The sequence below is a fragment of the Anaerobiospirillum sp. NML120449 genome, assembly GCF_023051105.1.
Classification (GTDB): Bacteria; Pseudomonadota; Gammaproteobacteria; order Enterobacterales; family Succinivibrionaceae; genus Anaerobiospirillum.
In genome coordinates, this window is sequence record NZ_JALKIL010000007.1 from 20,285 (window position 1) to 41,052 (window position 20,768).

Below are 20,768 nucleotides of genomic sequence, written 5' to 3' on the forward strand. Positions count from 1 at the left end.
ACAGGCACGTAACACTTACCCCGGCGCAGGCACAGTATACGGATAATAATATGCATCAAATTGGTGCACATTGAATCATCCAAATAGTGCACAGCAACAGTCATTATATGAGCACATGACAGGAGGTCTTCCACAGAAACCTCAAAGTCGATTATCAAAAGCCATACTGCCTGATAGCAGAGGCTAAAGCATATAACTGACACTGCCTGAACTGTTAACCTGACAACCTGACAGCCTGTTGACCTGACGACATGTCGGCGCCCGCCCCAACCTCATCTGCCCCGCAAAAATAAACTGAAAATAAAACGGTAAAAATACACTCAAAAGCAGCCCCGATTAACCATAAGAACAAAAGGACAGTAATGAGCTGGGCAGACAGTAAGTTCAGCCTGTTCAAAACAGGCGGCTGGAGATCTGATACAACAGATTTAAGCTGCGATTACAGAACTATATTAACAGGCAATAAACAGGACTGAGACAGGCAAAACACAGGATAAAGACAGCCCAGAGACAGGATAAAGACAGGGGCTGCAGCAATTGAGATTCACTTTCTGAGCAATATCGCAAATTATCCTGCTCTCTTCCAGCTCACTATATGCCCATCACATATGTGCCTGTTAGCACAGATATGCTAATAGCCCCTGCCCTCTCCCTGCCAGCGGCCATCATCCCCCATGTCCAACTCACTGATAACGGTCAGAACCCATGGTCGACTTGCCTGCTCAAAGACAGCTACCTGCACGCATTGCGGGCTTGCCCACTACATGACAGCTGCATGTATGGCAGGATTGCCTGCTCCTTTTCAGTGCCTGAACTCATAGCCAGACTGCCCCTCATTGACTGCGCCTGCACGCATGGCAGGCTTGCCCACTCCCTGACATTGCCTCAATCCATTGCATGAGGCACGCTTCCATATCTCTACTGGCACGTATGCTTCGTCATCAGCACATGACAGTTACCATAACAAGTGAGCTGCAGCTCCCCTACCTGATATATGCCAGTACTCATAGCTTCAAGCCTGCTCTGTGAATATTACAGCCACTGGCAGGCACACACACTCTCTCTATATATATATCTATCTATCCATCCATCCATCCATCCATCCATCCATCCATCCATCCATCCATCCATCCAACGCGCCACTGTTTCATTACTCATAAGTACCTGGCAGTGGGAGCCACGGCCATAGTACCTTTATCCATTGCCAGTACCTTGCCTTACCTCTATACCTTAAGACAGATACTGCTTACCAGAGCTCCAGCTGCCAGATAAGGGGCTCACCCAACAGTGACAGCAGCAATACTCTGTCAGAAGCTCAAGGTGTTCAAGACAGCATCAGGATAAGGTAGCGCTGCTCAGTGCAGTTTTGTGCAGTGCATGGCTGGTCAGGGCAAGGCAGCCGAGTACTGCCAGGGGAGGGTTACAGTTAAGGGCCAGATATTTTTAACCGGGAAGATTTTTGCGCATACTGAAAGCGCAGCAACGGTGACGTGACTGTGACTGATGCTGCCAGGGACAGTTTCAGGTTCTGACCTGCCTGAAACTGTCATGCTCTGATTAGCAGACAGACATGTGGTGTACTGACGGTACCCATCCCGAGGAAAATACTATGGCAAACCTTAACTCCAGCATACAGGTATACGACCTTGACCGTGACCCTCATCAGGCTGTGCCTGAGGCTGTGGTAGCCGCTGTCGGTACAGAGATGGCTGACAGGACTGCAATATCTGCAGCCTCATGCAGCTCCAGTGCTGACCGCTCAGCCATGAAAGCCCCTATGGCCATGTCTACAAGTATAAGACAGACAGCTGGCACTGCCCTGACAGCCATGGCAGCCAGGGAAGCCCCTATAGCCATGTCTACGGTTGTAAGCCTGTCAGCTGGTACTGCCCTGACAGCCAGGGAAGCTGGAGTCAGCCCTTGTGCTGGCGTATACGGGGACTGCTGCGTGGACAACACCTTCAGCGCTGACATTGCAGCTGAGATTATTGTGAATGATGATGCGGGCGATGAGACACAGATGTCCTTTGGCAAGGATGCTGACATGGGCATGACAAGTAGTGCTTATATAGAAACTGCCGCCTCAGTAACAGCTGGGGGACCATTGGGCAGTTGCGGCGGAGCGGCTGCAAAGCATGCCCAGACATTACAGGGCATGCAGGAGTGTGCCTGCCCACCTCTGTTCAAGTTCGGTATGGACAGTATGGACAACCTGCACCAGCAGGCAGAGACATTGTCATCACAGCTGGGACATGACAGATATGCTCATGAGCAGGACACTTGTATTTCCTGTGGCGCTCCTGAAGCGTCGTCAGGATGCAGTCCATTACACAAGTACGGCATGGGAGGGGCTGGTGGATCCAGTGGGGCAGCTCAGCAGTATGGTGACTCAGACAGCGGGCAAAATCACTATTATGCTGACGATCAGAGAAATTATGAGCGTAATAACAGCTGGAAGGGCAGCAACAGTCAGGCTTATGGTCGCAATGGCAGCAGTGGCGGCTATGAACGTCGATATGGTAGAGGACGCAACTGGCAAGGCGCAGGACGCGGACGCAGCAATGACCGAGGCTCCTGGGGCGGACCAGGACAGAACGATCGCAATTATGAGCGCTCCGGAAACTATGGTGACAGAGAAAAGCCTGATCTTGTCTTTGAAATCGTCAAATGCTTCGGCTTTCTTTCAGCCAATCAGAATACAGGATGGCGAAATGAGCTGTGTCTGGTCTCCTGGAACAACAATGCCCCCAAATACGATCTCAGAGTGTGGTCTGATGATCACAGTCACATGAAAAAAGGTGTAACCCTGAGGAAAAATGAGGCTGCGCGCCTGATACTGCTGCTTGAGGACGCGGTGCAATATGATCCTGAGCTGCGCCAGGAACTGGAGCATGATCGCTCCATGATCGCAAGGTTCAGTTCAGCACATGGTGATGGCTGCGACAGCGTTATGGGGGACCAGAGCGAGGAATGCTCTGCAGCTGACAGCTCAGGCCCTGCTTTATCTGCACCAGAGGATGATGCAGCAAAGGAGGCCGCAGCTCAAAGCGTCTCAGCCATGGCCTCATCAGCTCAGTCCCAGAGTACAGCAGCCATGACTCAGAGCACATCTGCTCTGGCTCAGAACACATCAGCCCTTGCTCAGAGCACATATTCCCAGGCTAATAGACCGACAGATCAGCCATCGGGCTCAGGCCTGTCTTCTGCCTTTATGACAGGTGCGGGCGCTGACAGCGGCAGCTCTCCATGGTCTTCACCATCCCCGGCTGACACCTCATCTTCAGATACCATGAGCTACATGCAGGGTATGAGCATCTCAGATGTTCAGAGCAAATTATCCAGTGGCCTGTCATCCTCCAGCGCAGCATCCGGTTCTGCAGGCAATGCAGCAGGAGCATCTGGAGCAAAGCGGGCAAACAGGAAGCCAAAATCCAGTACCAAAGACCAAAACATGGATGAAGTACCACCTGCAGGATCAGCTGACAGCTCTGCCTATGTCTCCAGCATCAACTTTGACGACAGTCAGAAGGAAGAAGAGTACGAAGAATTGTTCTAAAAGAGACCCCGGACTTGCTCAGGCCATTAGTGCATGATCAAAAAAGCGCCTTATCTCTAAGCAGAATAAGACGCTTTCTAAAATGTATTACAACGAATTATTTATATTCACTACGACTAACCGTCCCGGCCACAGCAGTGCTCGACCCATGGTTCACACCAGGACGACAGCGGCGGCGCTGGCCACTGCAGCGTTCGCCCCATGGCTCACACCAGGACGACAGCGGCGGCGCTGGCCAATGCAGCGTTTGCCCCATGCCCCACACCAGGACGACAACGGTGGCGCTGGCCACTGCAGCGGCACAGGCCCCTGCAGCTTATGGAGCCGCTGCTGTACTGAGTGTGCAGCAGCTGAGGTTGCTGGCGCAGCTGCAGCAGCTGCCGCTGGGCCCTGGAGATCAGTTAGCTGCGGTATGAAGGGCCACGGCGGCCACGGCGTGACTTCTTCTTTTCACCGCCAATAACTGAAGGTCTGTCCATATCAACAATGAAATCAACATCAGCCATCCTGTCAAGAAGTGCTTCAGCATCATTGTTAACCTTGTATTCCATCTCGTCAGCGTACAGAGGCATAACCTGATAGAAATTGACCTCCTCAGTATCACTGAGTTTGCACAGATGTGCACCGTCAGCAGCGCAGACCACGCCGGTAAGGATGGCGGCACTGAGTCCAGTCTGTTTACAGAATGGCTCCTGATTATCAATGGTATGGCCCCAGCCCAGCCAGGTATCACAGGTGACTGGCATACGTGCCAGTACCTTGAGCAGGCGGAATGGCCAGTACCAGCGATCATTTTGCATGTCTTCATGTTCTACTTTCCAGTCAGGAGGCAGGCAGATAACAAGCTCGGCACGCTCAAGTTTATGTTCGGCAAGCTCCTCTGGAACATCCATAGGCCTTGCACCCATTCCCATGGTCACAATTGTGTAAAAATTGCGCTCAGGTGTCGGTTCCACAATGTACAGATCCACATGAATGTCAGGAGAGAAGATTTCATGGAAGACATTAGGCGAGTCACCAAAGTATTTGTCTATGTGAGCCTCAAGAATCTTCATCTGATCAGTGTCGTATACCACTGGCACAGGAACCTTGCCGTCCTGCTCATCAGAATTTTCACCTGGCTGCCAGTATGTATCTTCATCGATACTTCCGTCCGGCCTTACATCAAAGCCGCCACTCTTTTCCTTGTCCTCACTGAGGTAGGCAAGTCTCATTGATCCATCAATCCTTACCAGCATGGTGGACAGATTCAGGCTGCCATTTTCAGGGTGCTCATAGACGTTCCAAGTACCCTTATCAAGGGAGTCCTTAAAGTTTCTGAGCCATCTTTCATCCAGATGAGAAAGAGCACCTTCACTCATACGCCACAGGATTTCAAAACGCAGGTCACCACTTGTCCATGGCATTACCCAGTCTCTGCCATCAAAACGCCAGCCGGCAGGTCTTGTCCCCATAATCTCCCAGAAACGCTTCAGGCCCTCCTCATCAGTACGGATACAGGAGATGCTGCGCTTTTTATCAATAAACTCCCTGTCCTTTTCATCCATGCTCTGCAGCTGGCTGTCTTGCTCACTGTTGATCCAGTGGAACTCCATCTTTTCTATGGAGCTGCCCTGCTCAATTTCTCTGCGCAGATCAGTAAATTCTCTGTCACCAGGTACCAGCTGCAGACCGCGCTCAACAGCTTCAAGAGCCTCATCCTTTTTACCAAAATGAGCGCGCAGCTTGCCCACCTGCAGCCATATCCATGGATAGTCAGGTTCCTCTGCCGTTCCCTCCTCAGCAATTTCCAGCGCCTTCTCCAGCTGCCCCTTAAACATGAGAGCTACAGAGTAGCGGTAGAACCAGGTACCGCATCCTGAGGCATTACAGCGGGAAAAAGGCATCCATTTGGCTACACTGCAGTAAGCCTCATAGCGGCCCATATTATTCAGGGCATATGAGTACTCAAGAGCCAGAGTAAGATCACGCTTTGCCTGTTCGTCGGTGAATCTCTCCTCATCTACGCCCTGTTTGACAAAGTCCTGAATCCAGGCTGCGGCTTTGGCAAAGTAACCGGTTGAATCATCATAAAAGCTGTGCAGCAGCTCAATATCATCCTCAGACAGCAGGGATCCGGTCTCAGGATCGACCTCAGGCTTCTCGCCCTCCTCCCAGACCCTGATGGCCTGACTGTCACCGTACCATGTCTTGACAAGGACAGTTTCCAGTCCAAGAATGACAGCGCAGTCATGGAAAGCTTCCATGGCCACATCAGAATTCCAGGCAAGAAAATCGATATACAGCCAGTACAGGCCTATGGCATGACCGGTAATGGTAAGAACGTGCTCATCTGCAAGCTCCCCAAGGGTCTTTTCAAAGCTCTCACGCAGCTTCAGGACGCGCTCAAAATCAGCATCTTTCTGTTCTTCGTCATCAGCTCCACTGCGCTGGGCCTCAGGAAGCCTGATACAGATAAATCCTGCAGTAATGCCGGCAAGACGCAGGCTCTCCACCAGGGTGACATCATTGTGCATGTAGCATGAAATAAGTTCTCCAAGATTGCTCATGCCAATCATGGTATCAAGACGCCATGGGGCCTCAGGATCCTTTTCAGGATCGGCCTTGTAAACTGAATAGCAGTTCTCCAGATATTCATCTGCATCTGCATACTCAGTACCGCCCATTCCAATAATGGTGTCCCTCACGGCATTAAGAGATACGCTGTAACCGCTCAGAGGCTCTCTGGTGCAGTTGACATCATCAAGCCAGGCAAAGCAGTTGAATTCACCCAGTGTGCCTTCCATGTATGTTGAGAGCAGGCTTTGATAAGCATCGTCATCAAGTTCATCAATACCAGCCATCTTTTCACAGTAGATGTTCAGATTAAAGCGCTTTCCATCAGGTTCAATGCTTACCTGCACGTCAGAGGCCTCAATCTGAACACCTTCGACCATCAGCTTCATGCCATCTTCAGCCGGGCGTCCCACATGAACATTCCAGTTTTTCAGCACTGACTCAGGGGCGTGATCCTTGAGGTACTTTCTTACAAACAGTATGTCCCTTCGTCCACCTGCTGAAAGATAAAGATTGCATTTGCCGTCAACTCCTGACCTTAAGAAAATATTTTCCGCAAAGACAGGGGCAAAGATCTCCTCAATCATCTCAGCCAGATCACCATGAGATGCTTCATTGCCGACAACATCACCTGAAAGCAGCTCGCGCAGGCGGGCTTCATGCTTCTCAAAATCCTGCCATACAGACACCACAGTCTCTATGAATGGTTTTCTGTCACTTGGCATGGAAATGGTGCGCATGCATGAACCGATTGCATCACCTATGTCTTCCTTGTCCTCAGTGGCAAGCTCCATGGCTTTTCTGAGAAAAGGCAGGGCACGACCCTCTCTGTCCATATAGCACAGAGCAAAGCCCATTCTGAAGTTCCAGTCCTTGTCATCCTTGAAGTAATCCTGATGCCTGATAAGAAGATCAAATGACTTTCGAATCATCTCAGTATCATCAGGCTCAGCCAGATTGTTCAGGGCACTGACCATCTCCATATCAACTTCAGGAGTACGTTCGTTCTCGTCAAGGGCCTCTACCTTATCAATAACTCGCTGATACCAGCCCTCATCATTAAGTTTGCGCAACTTTTCTGCAAGTGTCATAACAACTCCCGAATGTTTAATATTCTCAATACGCTCTGAAGTGCTTACCAGCCTCAGATCTGTATGTCATTGAGACCAAATGCACAGCCGTTCATGCCCATCAGGGCATGCGCTCCTGCCCGGCCTGCCTGTATTTACCAGCAATCATACGCCCCGCTGCCTGGTCGCCCCGAAACACCCAGGCCCTGCCAGACCATGGGCTGAGCATGGCAATCCCCTGCCTCTGCCCAGGCCATGAGCGTACCTGGCCCCAATCTGCCCGGTAAGACCAGGGGGTTAGACCAGGCAGACATCCAGCTGACCATAAAGGTTGATGCAGCAGTACGATTATTGCTGTCTTATATGCCCATTGAGGTCATAGCGCCAGCTGTATTCATTATGGCTGTCTTATCTGCCCATTGCGGTCATCGCGCCTGATGTCTTCACTGCGGTACAGTGCTTATTGCGACCTTAATCTGACGCCCTTTGGCCAGTAAGAGTACTTACCTGCTGACCTGACTCTGTCAGGCTGCCGCACGCCCGGTATCAGTCATCACTGTCCTCTTCATCATCCTCGTAAAGGTCGATAAAATGGACGTAAACTGCGCAGACTTTGCCGCCGGCATCGTAACCAAAATAAACCGCATAATATCCGTCACCAAATCCTGAGGCGAACACAGGCAGATCACAGTCGCTGTCAGGCACCTCCCACTTGACCCAGTCTCCACCCTCTGTCTGATACTGAGGCATGTTACGGACGCTCTCCTCCAGCAGATCGCAGAAGAGATCATTGTATGGATCGATGCTGTCGTCCTCCTCAAGACGCTTACCCCACCAGGCGCTGAAGGCAGGCTGCACTCCGGCATCAGCAATACAGGCCATACCGGCATCCACGCCAAAACCGAAAATGGCATTCTCATCAGGATCAAACTCCTCATCAAGATTTTCCTGACCGGTCATGGCCATTTCATAACACACCGGCTTTTCATCAGAAACAAGCAGTCGGGCACAGGCACAGCGATTTCCCCATTGCTCATACAGGGCAATGCACAGATCAACCTTATAGCTGCCCGGATCAATACTCTGAATAAATGGCTGAACATCTTCAAGCTCGATAAATGGATCGCAGGCAATGACCTTTCCAGAAGGAAAACGCACCATGCCCAGATCTACTTTTCCAAGTCTGACCCCTTTTATCTGCTCCTGGGTGAAATAGGAGTCCAGATCTGTCCTGCAGCGCAGGCTCTCCTTTATGGCCTCATACTTTTCCAGCCATTGAGCTGATACACTCATAAAATCTCCTTAGCTTACACAAAAAAACAAAGATGCCCCTGGACCTGTGACAGCGGCTGTTTCAAAGCTTTCTAACAGCTCGCCCAGCCTGGTCCAGCCTGCCAGGGAGGGGACAACCTGCCGGGCCAGACCTGCGGGGCAGGCCTGCCAGGTCGACCTTCCGGGGGAAGATCCGCCAGGTCGACCTGCCGGGGGAAGATCCGCCTGGTCAACATGCCGGGGACAGGTACGCCAGCACACCAGAATTTGACAGCCCGGCCGCTGCAGACTGGCAGCATACTTTATCCTGAGACGATATGACAGGTACAGAGACCGGGGCAATGGCTGGTGGTTAAAGCTTAAGGTCATCAAGCCTGATAACAGGACGGCAGAAGTCAAAGTTGATATTGAGCTGCTGACCACCTTTTACCTGAGGACGGGCATGGGGTGAGGCAGGCAGATAACCCATATAAGGACCAAGACCACCGCAGATATTGCAGCCGCCGTCACCTCCGCATACTGTTCTTTCCTCTGCGTCTACCAGCTCATACTGGTACGGGTCATAGCCTATGGACAGGCCAAAGAAGTTAGGCTCCTCAAGGGTATAAGGACGATCGTCACCATCCTCTTTGAAGTACTTAATACACATGTCAGATGTAAAGTAATCACCACAGGCAAATAATGTGCGGCATCCACCTCCGCACAGCCATGCCCACTCGTCAGCCGTAGCCATGGTAAAGCCCTGACGGCTCAACAGCTCTTTGAGCTCCTTTAAGGTGACCTCATGGGCCAGAAATGCCCTGATCTGATCTCCTTTCTTTTCAAAACGTACCGTCTTGTGAATTTCAATGCTACGTCTGTCATGATCTTTTTCAAGCTGCCTGAGGCTGCTCCTCCACTTTGGCAGGATACGTTTGTCGTTAACATCGACCTCCTCCCAGCCCAGAGGCTCATATCGGCGGGCCACCAGCAGCGGAGGTGCGGTGAAAGAACGTACAGCAGTCATGCCCTGAGCCACCAGCTCAGGTATGGAGCAGTCAATCTCATACTCATCCATGACACAGTTCAGCTCTTCAGTGGTATCTTCATCAAGGCCCTGCTCAAAGTGATCCCAGCCCAGAGTAACCTCAGCTCCCGGAACCAGTACCATTTCACGGCCGTGAGCCTCAAAAACACCGGTAGTGCAGCTGCGGCCCCAGCGCTCAAAGCGCTCAATACGCAGCAGCCGGACCCCGGTGTGCTGTGCAATCAGCTCCATAATTTGCTGACGACGCTCATCACTCAGAGCATCAAACTCAGGCAACATCAGCTCACTCATCCCCATAATCTGCCTCCAGATAACAACATGACAACAGAAATAACCACGCCTGGTACTGTACTGGCATGCCAGGTTCAGCCATGCATGTCCCGGCATGGCCTGGCATGGCCCCGCACAGCCTGTCTGAGCCCGGCATGGCCAGGCATTGAAAAGAACCAGCGCCCATAGCACAGGGCAGATCATCAAGAAACTGATGGCCCCCAAAGCATGTCAATGTCAGGGTGCATAAGCACTATGCGCACATCAACAATCTTATCTCTTAGGCAGCCTGATTCAGGATTATTACAGACATCCGGCATGTGACCATCATGATCTGCCTGCAAGCAGGTTAATACATACATTACTGCTGCAGATATCAGTCACCATCACAGTATAGTTTTGTCTCATTAAGAAAAGTTATAAAAGTGAAGTGAGCTTCATCACATAAGCTGATAAAACTGATTAGCTGACTGCATCAGACATTAGCAGATCACCATACTGAACATCAGGCAGAAGGTCCGGTCAGCATGCAGCCCGAATGGTCAGCATTCATCACTTATGGCAGGCATTCGGCCCGTACGGCAGACAGTCGGCACGCTCGGCGATCATTCATCCCGGACGTCAGGCAATCGCCCAGGACGGCATGAATAGCGGACGGCGAGCCGGCAGGATGCACTGCAGACATAAACAAGGCGGGCAGGCGTGCTTTAAAAAGCACTCAATGCAGAAAAACACAGGAATCAGCGCCCATGGACCAGGGCAGGGAAAGGACGGGAAGGAAGTGTACGAAAAAGCCCGGGCAATCACAGGGCTGAAGAGAGGTAAGAATGCCCCACTGGATGGGACAACATGATGAAATCGGGGCCATATGACGAAGCAAGGCCAGGGAGAGAGCACAGTGAATACAGCCTTGCAGGCAGTGCCAGGTCTACAGCTTCCAGGGGAATGATAAGGCTCATGGCTATATGAGCAGCCATTGAAATCGTGGGTGAGCTGCAACGTAAATCTGCAGAGCTTCAAACAGCCCGGGAACAGCTGTTTGCGATGACATAAGGGCGCATTGCAGACCAGAAAATTGAGGCATGATTCTGCCCTTTACAGCTAAAGTACCGCTCCAGGACAGAAATTGCATAGGCACGTTGCGCATCAGAGTACCCCATGAGTACCGCATCATCACCTGTATGCCTCTCAGTATGAAAGATACTGCTCCATATAACCCCCTCTGGTGACAATATATGACAGCAGCAATAAGCAGCATAACCACAGCTTTGTTGATAATTCAGGCAGATATGCATAAGCGCCTGTTGGCAGATCACCTCATACGCCAGGTAACCACAGCACATGGTCGCAGGCCAGGATCAGCCTTAATCTGCACTCAGCCCCTATGTTCTAAATACAGCAAGACCCGGTCCTGCAGCCTTTGTGAGCCTGAGACTCACAGCAGCGACAGAAGACCGGGCCTGCTGTATTTACGTGCTGCAGCATTAACAGTGCTACATGGGGCACCTGAGCACCAGAGGTAGAGGCATCATGGCACACTCATCCTGCAGACAGCGGGGAATTACTCCCACTCAATAGTTGCTGGTGGCTTGCCGGAAACGTCGTAACAGACGCGGGAAATACCATTGACCTCATTGATGATGCGGTTGGAAATGCGGCCAAGAAGATCATATGGCAGCTCGGCCCACTTGGCAGTCATGAAGTCGATGGTCTTTACTGCACGCAGACAGACCACATAGTCGTAGCGGCGGCCATCACCCATAACACCCACTGAGCGCACTGGCAGGAAGACAGTAAAGGCCTGGCTTACCTGGTCATACCAGCCACTTGAATTGAGCTCTTCCATAAAGATAGCATCAGCCTGGCGCAGCAGATCCAGATACTCCTTCTTAACCTCACCAAGAACACGGACACCAAGACCAGGACCTGGGAATGGGTGGCGCTGTACCATCTTGACTGGCAGGCCCAGCTCAACACCAATACGGCGTACCTCGTCCTTGAAGAGCTCACGCAGAGGCTCAACAAGCTTGAACTTGAGGTCCTCTGGCAGACCGCCTACATTGTGGTGGGACTTGATGACATGAGCCTTGCCACACTTGGTCTGGGCAGACTCAACCACGTCAGGGTAAATAGTGCCCTGAGCCAGGAAGTCAACGCCGTCGAGCTTGCGGGCTTCATCGGCAAAGACATCAATGAAGGTGTGGCCGATAGCCTTACGCTTGGCCTCAGGGTCGGAAATACCCTCAAGAGCCTTTAAGAAGCGCTCGCTGGCATCAGCATAGACAATGTTCAGACCAAGGCCGGAGAACATCTCCTTAACCTGCTGACCCTCATTAAGACGCAGAAGACCGTTATCTACAAACACACAGACCAGCTGATCGCCAATGGCCTTGTGCAGCAGCAGAGCGGTAACAGATGAATCAACACCACCAGACAGTCCCAGCAGCACTTTGGAGCTGCCCACCTGAGCACGAATGCGCTCTACGGCGTCATCGATAATGGCACCTGAAGACCACAGGCCGTGCAGGCCGCAGACATCGATAACAAAACGGCGCAGGAATTCACCGCCCTGCTTTGAGTGAGTTACCTCAGGGTGGAACTGAACACCAAAGAAACGGCGCTTTTCATCATAGACAGCAGCATATGGACAGGTGTCGGTGGAACCTACGGTTACAAAGCCTTCAGGGACGGCAGTTACCTTGTCACCATGGCTCATCCAGACGTCAAGACGGCTGGCTCCTTCATGATCGGTAAGGCCGTCAAAGAGCGGGCAGGATGCAACTACATCCATGGCAGCATAGCCGTATTCGCGCTTGTCAGAGCCCTCTACTTTACCGCCCAGCTGCACAGACATGGTCTGCAGACCGTAGCAGATACCAAGGACAGGAACACCGGCCTCAAATACCCACTCTGGAGCACGTGGTGAGCCTTCCTCGGTGGTGGACTCAGGACTGCCCGAGAGAATAATGCCCTGAGGAGCAAATTCCTTCATGCGCTCGACATCGGCATCGAAAGGATAGATCTCGCAATATACGCCGATCTCTCTTACGCGGCGGGCAATCAGCTGTGTAACCTGTGATCCGAAGTCAAGGATCAGGATCTTCTCAGAATGAATATTGGTCATCAGTGGAATAAACCTGCATCTAAAGTGAGTTTTGCAGCCCTGTAATCTCTGACAGAGCCTGTGCTGCCTGACAGCAGCCCTGCTGGTGGCCCCATGCATAAGCTTTAAATAGCACGCTCAGGCACTGCCACACAATAAATGGATAATTTTACCCTACCATGCCCCCTGCGGCACGAAACAGGGGCAATTTATCTGATTTTCTCCGCCAGTCCCCTAAGGCTGCCATATAAGACCGGCAGGCAGCCGCACCCAACCCGTATGCAACCAGGCACAATGGCAGCAATGCCGCTCTTCTGGACATCTCAAAGGCCTGCAGCCAGCCCTGCGGCTGCCCGCATGGCTGCCCGCATGGCTGCCTGCTCCGGCAGCAGTGCTGTTGCCGCACCTGAATACACGAAGCCCCGGCAGGGTATATCCCTGTCGGGGCTCCTCAGGTCAGCAGGGCCGATTTTTTAGTTAAGGAGGCCAGCCTTACTGAACTGTCATGCTCTGTGCCTGCTACGGTAATGTCCTGACTTTTACCTTGCAGGCAGGTGCAATTACAGGAGAAACCTGTAATTGCCGAATTGAGCATCAGGCCCGGCAGCCACCGTTAATACTGCTGCCATGGACCAGATCTCTGTGCTCAGAGCTTCTCAACGACTGCAGCCGTTACTGCAGTCTGTGAGCATTCTGAGCATCATGAGCATGCTGTGATTACTGGCTCTGGTAGTTTGGAGCCTCTTTGGTGATGGTTACGTCGTGTACATGGGACTCGCGCATACCGGCACCGGTAATGCGGACGAACTGAGCTTTGGTACGCAGCTCATCGATGGTGGCACAGCCGGTCAGACCCATGGCTGAACGCAGGCCGCCCATCTGCTGGTGGATAATGCCACGCAGGGCGCCCTTGTAGGCAACGCGGCCTTCAATACCCTCTGGAACCAGCTTGTCAGCAGCATTGTCAGTCTGGAAGTAACGGTCAGCAGAACCCTTGGACATGGCGCCAAGAGAACCCATGCCACGATAGGACTTGTAAGAACGGCCCTGGTAGATTTCAATCTCACCTGGAGCCTCTTCGGTACCGGCAAACATGGAGCCTACCATGACGCAGTTGGCACCGGCAGCCAGAGCCTTGGCAATATCACCTGAGTAACGGATACCGCCGTCAGCAATAACCTTGATATCAGTACCCTTTAAGGCTTCAACAGCATTGGAAATTGCAGTCATCTGAGGGACGCCACAGCCGGTAACCATACGGGTAGTACAGATAGAGCCTGGACCAATACCTACCTTGACAGCGCTGACACCGGCCTCGGCAAGAGCCAGGGCACCGGCAGCGGTAGCAACATTACCGCCAATAATAGGCAGATCAGGATAGGTCTTACGTAAGTAGGAAATACGGTCTAATACACCCTGGGAGTGACCGTGGGAGGAATCAACCAGTAATACGTCAACACCGGCTTCAACCAGAGCACGGGCACGCTCCTCATTGCCAGGACCGGCACCGATAGCTGCACCTACGCGCAGACGGCCCAGGGCATCCTTACTGGCATTTGGCTTGTTGGCGGCCTTGTTGAAGTCCTTTACGGTAATCATGCCCTTTAAGCGGAAAGCATCATCAACTACCAGAACCTTTTCAATACGGTTCTTCTGCATGAGCTCTACCACTTCCTCACGTGGGGTGTTCTCGCGTACAGTAACCAGACGCTCCTTAGGAGTCATGATCTGAGCCACCTTCAAGCTCAGGTCGGTAAGGAAACGTACATCACGGCCAGTGATAATACCCATGAGGTTGCTGGCTTCATCAACTACAGGGAAGCCGGCAAAGCCGTACTTGGAGGTCAGGGAGCGGACATCAGCCAGAGTAGCATCAGGAGTAATGGTTACAGGCTTGGTAACCATGCCGCTTTCAAAACGCTTGACGCGCAGAACCTCTTCGGCCTGACGATCGACAGGCATGTTCTTGTGAATGAAGCCGATGCCGCCTTCCTGAGCCAGGGCAATAGCCAGATTGGACTCGGTAACGGTATCCATAGCCGATGAAATCATCGGGATGTTGATCTTGATGTTGGAGGTTAAATAAGTGCTTAAATCAGCAGTATTTGGCAACACTGTAGAGTGTGCTGGTACTAATAAAAGATCATCAAAGGTCAGGGCTTCTTCAACGATGCGCAGCATAAATGCCTCCTTAACTAAAATTTGGCAGATTATATCAAAAAGACTGATATATGACGCATAACCGACAAAGTAATTTTTCAGATTTTGCAAGCACAAAGATCACAGTTTTGGCAGCTACCCCCTGAAAATCCCGACCCCACGCCTTTTCCATCCCCCTTTTGCTTATCTATGCCCTCCCGGAGCCAAATAAAATTTATTTCCAGACGGCCTGCGCTCCCGCCTCCCATTAATGAAGTTAAATGCAATAACTCTGAAAAAACGCTGAAACCTCCACCCTGCTGTCCAGCTCCTGTCCATCCAAAGCCCTCACCCTGCGTCACACTCCTGCCCATCCAAAGCCCTCACCCTACTGTCCAGCTCCTATCCTGCCGCCCCGCTCCTGTCTTTCCAAAGCCCTTACCCTGTCTCCCAGCTCCTGCCCATCCAAAGCCCTCACCCTGCTGTCCAGCTCCTATCCTGCCGCCCCGCTCCTGTCCTTCCAAAGCTCCCACCCAGGCGAGCAGCTCCTGTCTTTCCAATGTCCCACCCATATTAAAGGTACGCTCTTGCCTTTCCCAAGCTCCTGCAACCAGGACCTGCTTACAGTACCGTTATATAGTTGCAGACTTCATGGTTCATTTATATGATGAAATATGTCATCGTGAGCTGCGCCGGCTGATGCTAAGACTTACCTGATAATGTTTTACTGGCCGTTGCGATATCAGTGGCAGATACTGTGCTATTGTTAATTTGAACAGTCATCATGTTGAGCAAAGGAGACGGCAGTGAAAACAAATGCCCTTTTTGAACCGGAAAATGGCGACTTCGTAAAATTCATTGACGAAATACACAGTCTGTCAGCTCATAATGCTGCTATTAATAAAGCTGCTGCCGAGCAAAAGCTCAATGGAGATATGGCCGGTTCCCGATCCACTGCCAGAAGCATGCGCAGTATTCGCAAACAGCATGAAAACACAATGCAGGAGATTAGCTCCAGTGCCCGCAAAGCAAACAACAGTCTGACCAGCGGATCCTGTGCTCACAATGTAGACTTTTCAGCCGGTCAGAACAGATTCAGTCGCAAGCAGCCAGTCCTGCACACCAGGGATTCAAATTTCAATCGTGCCAGCAGCTCATTCAAAGGCTCAGAGCGCTTTAAAAGCAAGGACCGCTCATTTGAGCGCAATGAAAGCAATTTCAGCCGCAAGGACAGCTCTTTTTACTCTCACAACAGCGCAAGCGCCCCTCAGGCACGCCAGGCTGACCGCAGTGCCACCATGGGCACGGCCAAGAGTAATTCAGCACAGGCAGGCGCGCCAGCCTCAGGCGGGTCAGGAAATTTTACCGGCCTTAACGGGCAGAAGAATCCGGTGCAAAGACGCAGCAATAATGCCCGGCAGCAAGCTGCATTAACTGGTGCTGTGCCTGGTCAGGCCGGCGGCTCTGCCGGTAACAATATGACAGACAATGTTCAGGGCATGGCAAAAGGATCTTCAGGAAGTAAAAAGGACAACAGATTCCTGCCTCTGATTATGTTCTGGACTATGGGCGTACTGATGTTGATACTCGGCAACTTTAACATTGAGGAGGCCGTGCCAATCATGGTATTCATGTTCATAGTTCCTTTTTTTATTACTATGAACGCCGTAAAGAAATCCAGAAACAGACAGTAAGCCTTGCTGTGGCAAGCCTCAGGATCCATACGTTATTATGGTCATGCAGCAACAGTGCAGTGAGGTACCAGCAGGCTGCACAAAGACTGAAGTGTTTACAGCCAGGACGCCTCCAGACTGCAGTGAGCACTGGCTGTCATATGACAGACTGCAGTGAATTCAGGCTGGTCGCAGCCATACTGCACTGAGCACTGGCTGTCATATGACATACTGCAGTGAATTCAGGCTGGTCGCAGCAACACAGCAGTGAGCACTGGCTGTCATATGGCATACTGCAGTGAATTCAGGCTGGTCGCAGCCATACTGCACTGAGCACTGGCTGTCATATGACATACTGCAGTGAATTCAGGCTGGTCGCAGCTACACAGCACTGAGCGCTGGCTGTCATATGACATGCTTCAGTGAATTCAGGCTGGTCGCAGCCATACTTCACTGAGCACTGGCAGGCGGCAGCATATCTGCATGTGCATGATGGCCCTGACAGACAGCTGGAAAGATTCAGTGGCAGTATGAAGAACACAATGGCCGATGGAGCTTTGTGGTTAGCTCCCCTTAATGCAGACATGTGACCACGGGGTTTTAATTAGAGGAGTGTGGTTATGAGCTCAATCTATATTGCATGGTTTGTTACAGCTCTGATCCTGATCATTATAGAGATCAATATCATGAGCTTTTACCTTATGGCTCTGGCTCTTGGAGCCCTGGCCGGAGGCATTGCTGCATGGATGGATGGTACCTTTACCGCTCAGGCCATGACAGCAGGTATTGTCACCATTATTGCAGCATCTCTCTCATTCGTGCTGCGCAAAAAACTGCGTACCTCCAGAGACAAAAGCAATAACGTGCTGGACATTGGTCAGAGAGTTACCGTACAGCCTGCCAGCATCAGGGAAGATGGCTCAGCACGCGTAACTTACAGAGGCGCTCAGTGGGAGGCCTTTGCCTCTGAAGGCCCGGTAAGTGCCGGCATATGGATCATCAGTGCAGTCAACGGCACTCAGCTCATCCTTGGTCAGAAAGTATGTGAATATCCTTCACAGAACAAATCAGACACTTTATCTTCAGATTTACAAAGCGCCAACACTGATCAGCCACAGGGGCAATCTAAAGCAGCATCCTCAGACGTACCGAATTAGATATTGCACTATCAGCACAGGACTCCAGCAGCGCTGAACGTCAGGACAGATAACAGCGCTTACTTACCTCCTGGGCAATGCCTGTACATCCTGGGTGTTCCCATACAAGGCTTTGCATGGTATTGCATGGCATGCCATTGATGTGTCCAGGACCATGAATCAGGATCCATGGTGAAAGTCATGCCATGGTCCTTATCAGCAGAATAGTCAACATTAACTTATCAGGAGATGGAAATTGTCTTTGCAGAATGCTGTTACTGCCCTGCTGTGGTCAGTAAAAACTGGTATCTGCGTGACTCGATCCTTTAACAAAAATGACCATTTTCGACATCATTTCCGCACCGCTGGTTTTTGCCATAGTTTTTGTATTTTTGGCTGTTGTCTTTGCCTACAAAGGTATTAAGGTAGTACCTCAGCAGTCAGCCTGGGTAGTTGAGCGTCTTGGCAAGTTCAACACCGTACTCAACCCTGGTCTGAACTTCATAATTCCTTTCATTGACAACGTGGCCTACCGCCACTCCCTCAAGGAAATTCCTCTGGATACCCCGGCTCAGGTATGTATCACCCGTGATAACACTCAGCTGAGTGTAGACGGCGTGCTCTTCTTCCAGGTAACTGACCCTATGCGTGCCAGCTACGGTACCTCCAACTATGTCATCGCTATTACCCAGCTGGCTCAGACCACCCTGCGTTCGGTCATCGGCCGCATGGAGCTGGACAAGACCTTTGAAGAGCGTGACGTCATCAACTCCGAAGTAGTATCAGCCATTGACGATGCTGCTCTTAACTGGGGTGTAAAGGTACTGCGTTATGAAATCAAGGATCTGACTCCTCCGGCTGTTATTCTGCAGGCCATGCAGCAGCAGATTACCGCCGAGCGTGAAAAGCGTGCTCTGATCGCCGAGTCTGAGGGCCGCAAGCAGGAGCAGATCAATCTTGCTACCGGTGAAAAGCAGGCTGCCATTGCCCGATCCGAAGGTGAAAAGCAGGCTGAAATCAACATGGCTGAAGGTCAGGCTGCCGCTACTCTGGCCATTGCTACCGCAACTGCCGAGGCTATCCGCAAAGTTGCCGAGGCCACAGAGGCCAAGGGCGGCATGACTGCCGTTAACCTGCACGTGGCCGAGAAGTACGTTCAGGCCTTCAGTGAAATGGCCCGTACCAACAACACCCTCATCGTACCTGCCAACCTGGGTGACATGACCAGCCTCATCAGCTCCGCCATGAAGATCGTTCAGGGCAACAACAATACCACTCCACCAGCAGCACGTTAGTCCTGAAGCGCAGGCCATCAAGGCCATGCGCCATGGCGCCTTGCCATGCTGCAGCCACCGGGCGCCCTGAGCGGCGCCCGCGCACCGACCGCCCTGCCTGCATCAAATGCCAGTGGCTGCAGGCAGGCTGCATGCTGCACCGCAGCTGGCCATACTCAAAAGCCGTCCTGTCTCCAGTACAGACGGCTTTTTTGTTTTCATAGCCTGGCCAGGCGTTGCGCTGGCTCACATTTTTGTCATTCGCTGGCAACTTATGGGTTAAGACAGCACTCATAGCCGACAAAATGCATGGTCATAATCCCCCAAATACTGTATAAATGACGGTGCAAACCTGAATCATAGTGAGCAACATCAAGCATCCACAGGATACGGTCTGAATTCTGCCTTTATGATGCCTGTGCCTGTCCGTACAGTGATATCAGCTTTCTCTGCCAGCTGATACCTGTATGTCACTTATGCTTTCACTGAATGAATACCTGCCGATCTGCCCGGCAGCCAAATTTGTCCAAATGAGAGGTGACGATGGGCGAGATAATAAAGATAATTTTTGGCCTGCTCATTCTCTGCATTGTCGGTCCGGTGCTCCTTGCCATTATTCAAGCCGCCGCTGAAATAGCGTTATGGCTCATTATCGGTTTAGGCTTTGTATGGTTGCTTGCATCCCTTGATAAGGCGTCCAACAAACAATCAGGCAGCAGCTCACGCAAGTCCGGCAATCCATCCTTACACTCACAGGCTGGATCAGGACTGGTAAATCAGAAGGCTGCTGCAAGGCCACTTTCCCGGTCGGCACCGGCACCGTCCAGACAGACACCACAGTTGCAGCTGCAGCCAAAACAGGCCAGCACTGCAAAGCCTGCTGCCAATGCACAGATGTCCCCGCCCCGAAGGCCGCCTGCTGCACCGGCTCATCCAGATGCCGGTACTGCCTCCGGTAACGCTGCCGGGGGCACTGCAGGCACGGCTCCAGCTCAGCCTGCCAGTAATGTTATTTACATCTACAAACAGGTCAAAGAAGATGCCCTGCAAAGGGGCATTACAAAGCTCTGTCACTTTACCAGGTGCAGTAATCTCATCGGCATTCTCAAGGGTAACATGGGCCTGCTGCCCATAAGCTACATGAACAGTACAGGGCTCAGCTACACTCCATGCGATAACTCCCGCTGGGAAGGCCATCCTGAGTGTGTCTGCTGCTCCATTGAGTTTCCCAATGCCTTCTTCTTTGCCAAAGCCCGTGAGCGCAGCCCTGATGACTGGGTGGTCCTGCTTATTAATCCGTCTTACCTGTGGAGAGCCTCAACTCTGCTCAGTCCCTGCAACGCCTCCCGTGGCAAAGGCAAGTACATATCAAAAGGCCCGACTGCTTTCAGAGCCATGTTTGCTGACAAGTCTGCAGGCTCAGAGATTACCCGACCTGACAGACAGCTGGTCTGTGCGCCTACTGATATCCAGGCCGAGGCCCTGATTGCTGAAAGAATTGCAGTATCAGATATCACAGGAATGGTTTTCCAGAGCCAAAAGGATGCTGACCGGGCCATTGAAAGCTTTGCGGCAAACAACATAAGCACCAATATCCCCATCTACATTGAGCATATGTTCTACGTCACCTATCCCCTGCTCAATAATATCAACAGGGGCATCAGCCCGACTCTGACCCGATACCGCTAAGCC

General features: G+C 51.7%; 10 protein-coding genes. 5 read left to right on the forward strand and 5 right to left on the reverse strand.

Annotated elements, in window-relative coordinates:
• The first annotated feature begins 1,609 nt into the window (after positions 1-1,609).
• Entirely contained in the window at positions 1,610-3,556 is a 1,947-nt protein-coding gene (locus tag MXE41_RS03365) for a PC4/YdbC family ssDNA-binding protein (protein WP_247099370.1), read from the forward strand.
• 401 nt (positions 3,557-3,957) lie between these two features.
• Here MXE41_RS03365 and MXE41_RS03370 read toward each other — a convergent pair whose 3' ends face one another.
• From MXE41_RS03370 to guaB, 5 genes are all read right to left on the reverse strand, one after another.
• Positions 3,958-7,203: a suppressor of fused domain protein gene (locus MXE41_RS03370; RefSeq protein ID WP_247099371.1), complete on the reverse strand. Its 3,246-nt coding sequence runs from the start codon at positions 7,201-7,203 to the stop codon at positions 3,958-3,960.
• A gap of 525 nt (positions 7,204-7,728) precedes the next feature.
• Entirely contained in the window at positions 7,729-8,475 is a 747-nt protein-coding gene (locus tag MXE41_RS03375; RefSeq protein WP_247099372.1) for a DUF4241 domain-containing protein, read from the reverse strand.
• Between the two features lie 331 nt (positions 8,476-8,806).
• Positions 8,807-9,778 carry a hypothetical protein gene (locus MXE41_RS03380; RefSeq protein WP_247099373.1) on the reverse strand — a complete coding sequence of 324 codons (972 nt, stop codon included), beginning with the start codon at positions 9,776-9,778 and terminating at the stop codon, positions 8,807-8,809.
• A gap of 1,534 nt (positions 9,779-11,312) precedes the next feature.
• Positions 11,313-12,878 carry a glutamine-hydrolyzing GMP synthase gene (gene guaA / locus MXE41_RS03385; protein ID WP_246976847.1) on the reverse strand — a complete coding sequence of 522 codons (1,566 nt, stop codon included), beginning with the start codon at positions 12,876-12,878 and terminating at the stop codon, positions 11,313-11,315.
• Between the two features lie 693 nt (positions 12,879-13,571).
• A complete protein-coding gene (gene guaB, locus MXE41_RS03390) occupies positions 13,572-15,035 on the reverse strand; it encodes an IMP dehydrogenase (RefSeq protein ID WP_247099374.1) in 1,464 nt (487 codons plus the stop codon).
• A gap of 764 nt (positions 15,036-15,799) precedes the next feature.
• Here guaB and MXE41_RS03395 point away from each other — a divergent pair.
• The 4 genes from MXE41_RS03395 (at position 15,800) to MXE41_RS03410 (ending at position 20,765) form a co-directional block, all read left to right on the forward strand.
• Positions 15,800-16,687: a hypothetical protein gene (locus tag MXE41_RS03395; protein ID WP_247099375.1), complete on the forward strand. Its 888-nt coding sequence runs from the start codon at positions 15,800-15,802 to the stop codon at positions 16,685-16,687.
• A 599-nt stretch (positions 16,688-17,286) separates the two neighbouring features.
• Positions 17,287-17,823: an NfeD family protein gene (locus MXE41_RS03400; protein WP_246976751.1), complete on the forward strand. Its 537-nt coding sequence runs from the start codon at positions 17,287-17,289 to the stop codon at positions 17,821-17,823.
• A gap of 314 nt (positions 17,824-18,137) precedes the next feature.
• Complete coding sequence (locus MXE41_RS03405; protein WP_247099376.1) at positions 18,138-19,097, forward strand: SPFH domain-containing protein; 960 nt, start codon at positions 18,138-18,140, stop codon at positions 19,095-19,097.
• 522 nt (positions 19,098-19,619) lie between these two features.
• Entirely contained in the window at positions 19,620-20,765 is a 1,146-nt protein-coding gene (locus MXE41_RS03410; protein ID WP_247099377.1) for a DarT ssDNA thymidine ADP-ribosyltransferase family protein, read from the forward strand.
• The last annotated feature ends 3 nt before the right edge of the window (positions 20,766-20,768 follow it).

What these genes read in the sequence shown, in the direction of transcription:
- MXE41_RS03400 (WP_246976751.1), top strand. Translation starts at nt 17,287, where the DNA reads ATGAGCTCAATCTATATTGCATGGTTTGTTACAGCTCTGATCCTGATC.
- MXE41_RS03410 (WP_247099377.1), top strand. Translation starts at nt 19,620, where the DNA reads ATGGGCGAGATAATAAAGATAATTTTTGGCCTGCTCATTCTCTGCATT.
- MXE41_RS03365 (WP_247099370.1), top strand. Translation starts at nt 1,610, where the DNA reads ATGGCAAACCTTAACTCCAGCATACAGGTATACGACCTTGACCGTGAC.
- MXE41_RS03380 (WP_247099373.1), bottom strand. Translation starts at nt 9,778, where the DNA reads ATGGGGATGAGTGAGCTGATGTTGCCTGAGTTTGATGCTCTGAGTGAT.
- MXE41_RS03370 (WP_247099371.1), bottom strand. Translation starts at nt 7,203, where the DNA reads ATGACACTTGCAGAAAAGTTGCGCAAACTTAATGATGAGGGCTGGTAT.
- MXE41_RS03405 (WP_247099376.1), top strand. Translation starts at nt 18,138, where the DNA reads ATGACCATTTTCGACATCATTTCCGCACCGCTGGTTTTTGCCATAGTT.
- MXE41_RS03375 (WP_247099372.1), bottom strand. Translation starts at nt 8,475, where the DNA reads ATGAGTGTATCAGCTCAATGGCTGGAAAAGTATGAGGCCATAAAGGAG.
- guaB (WP_247099374.1), bottom strand. Translation starts at nt 15,035, where the DNA reads ATGCTGCGCATCGTTGAAGAAGCCCTGACCTTTGATGATCTTTTATTA.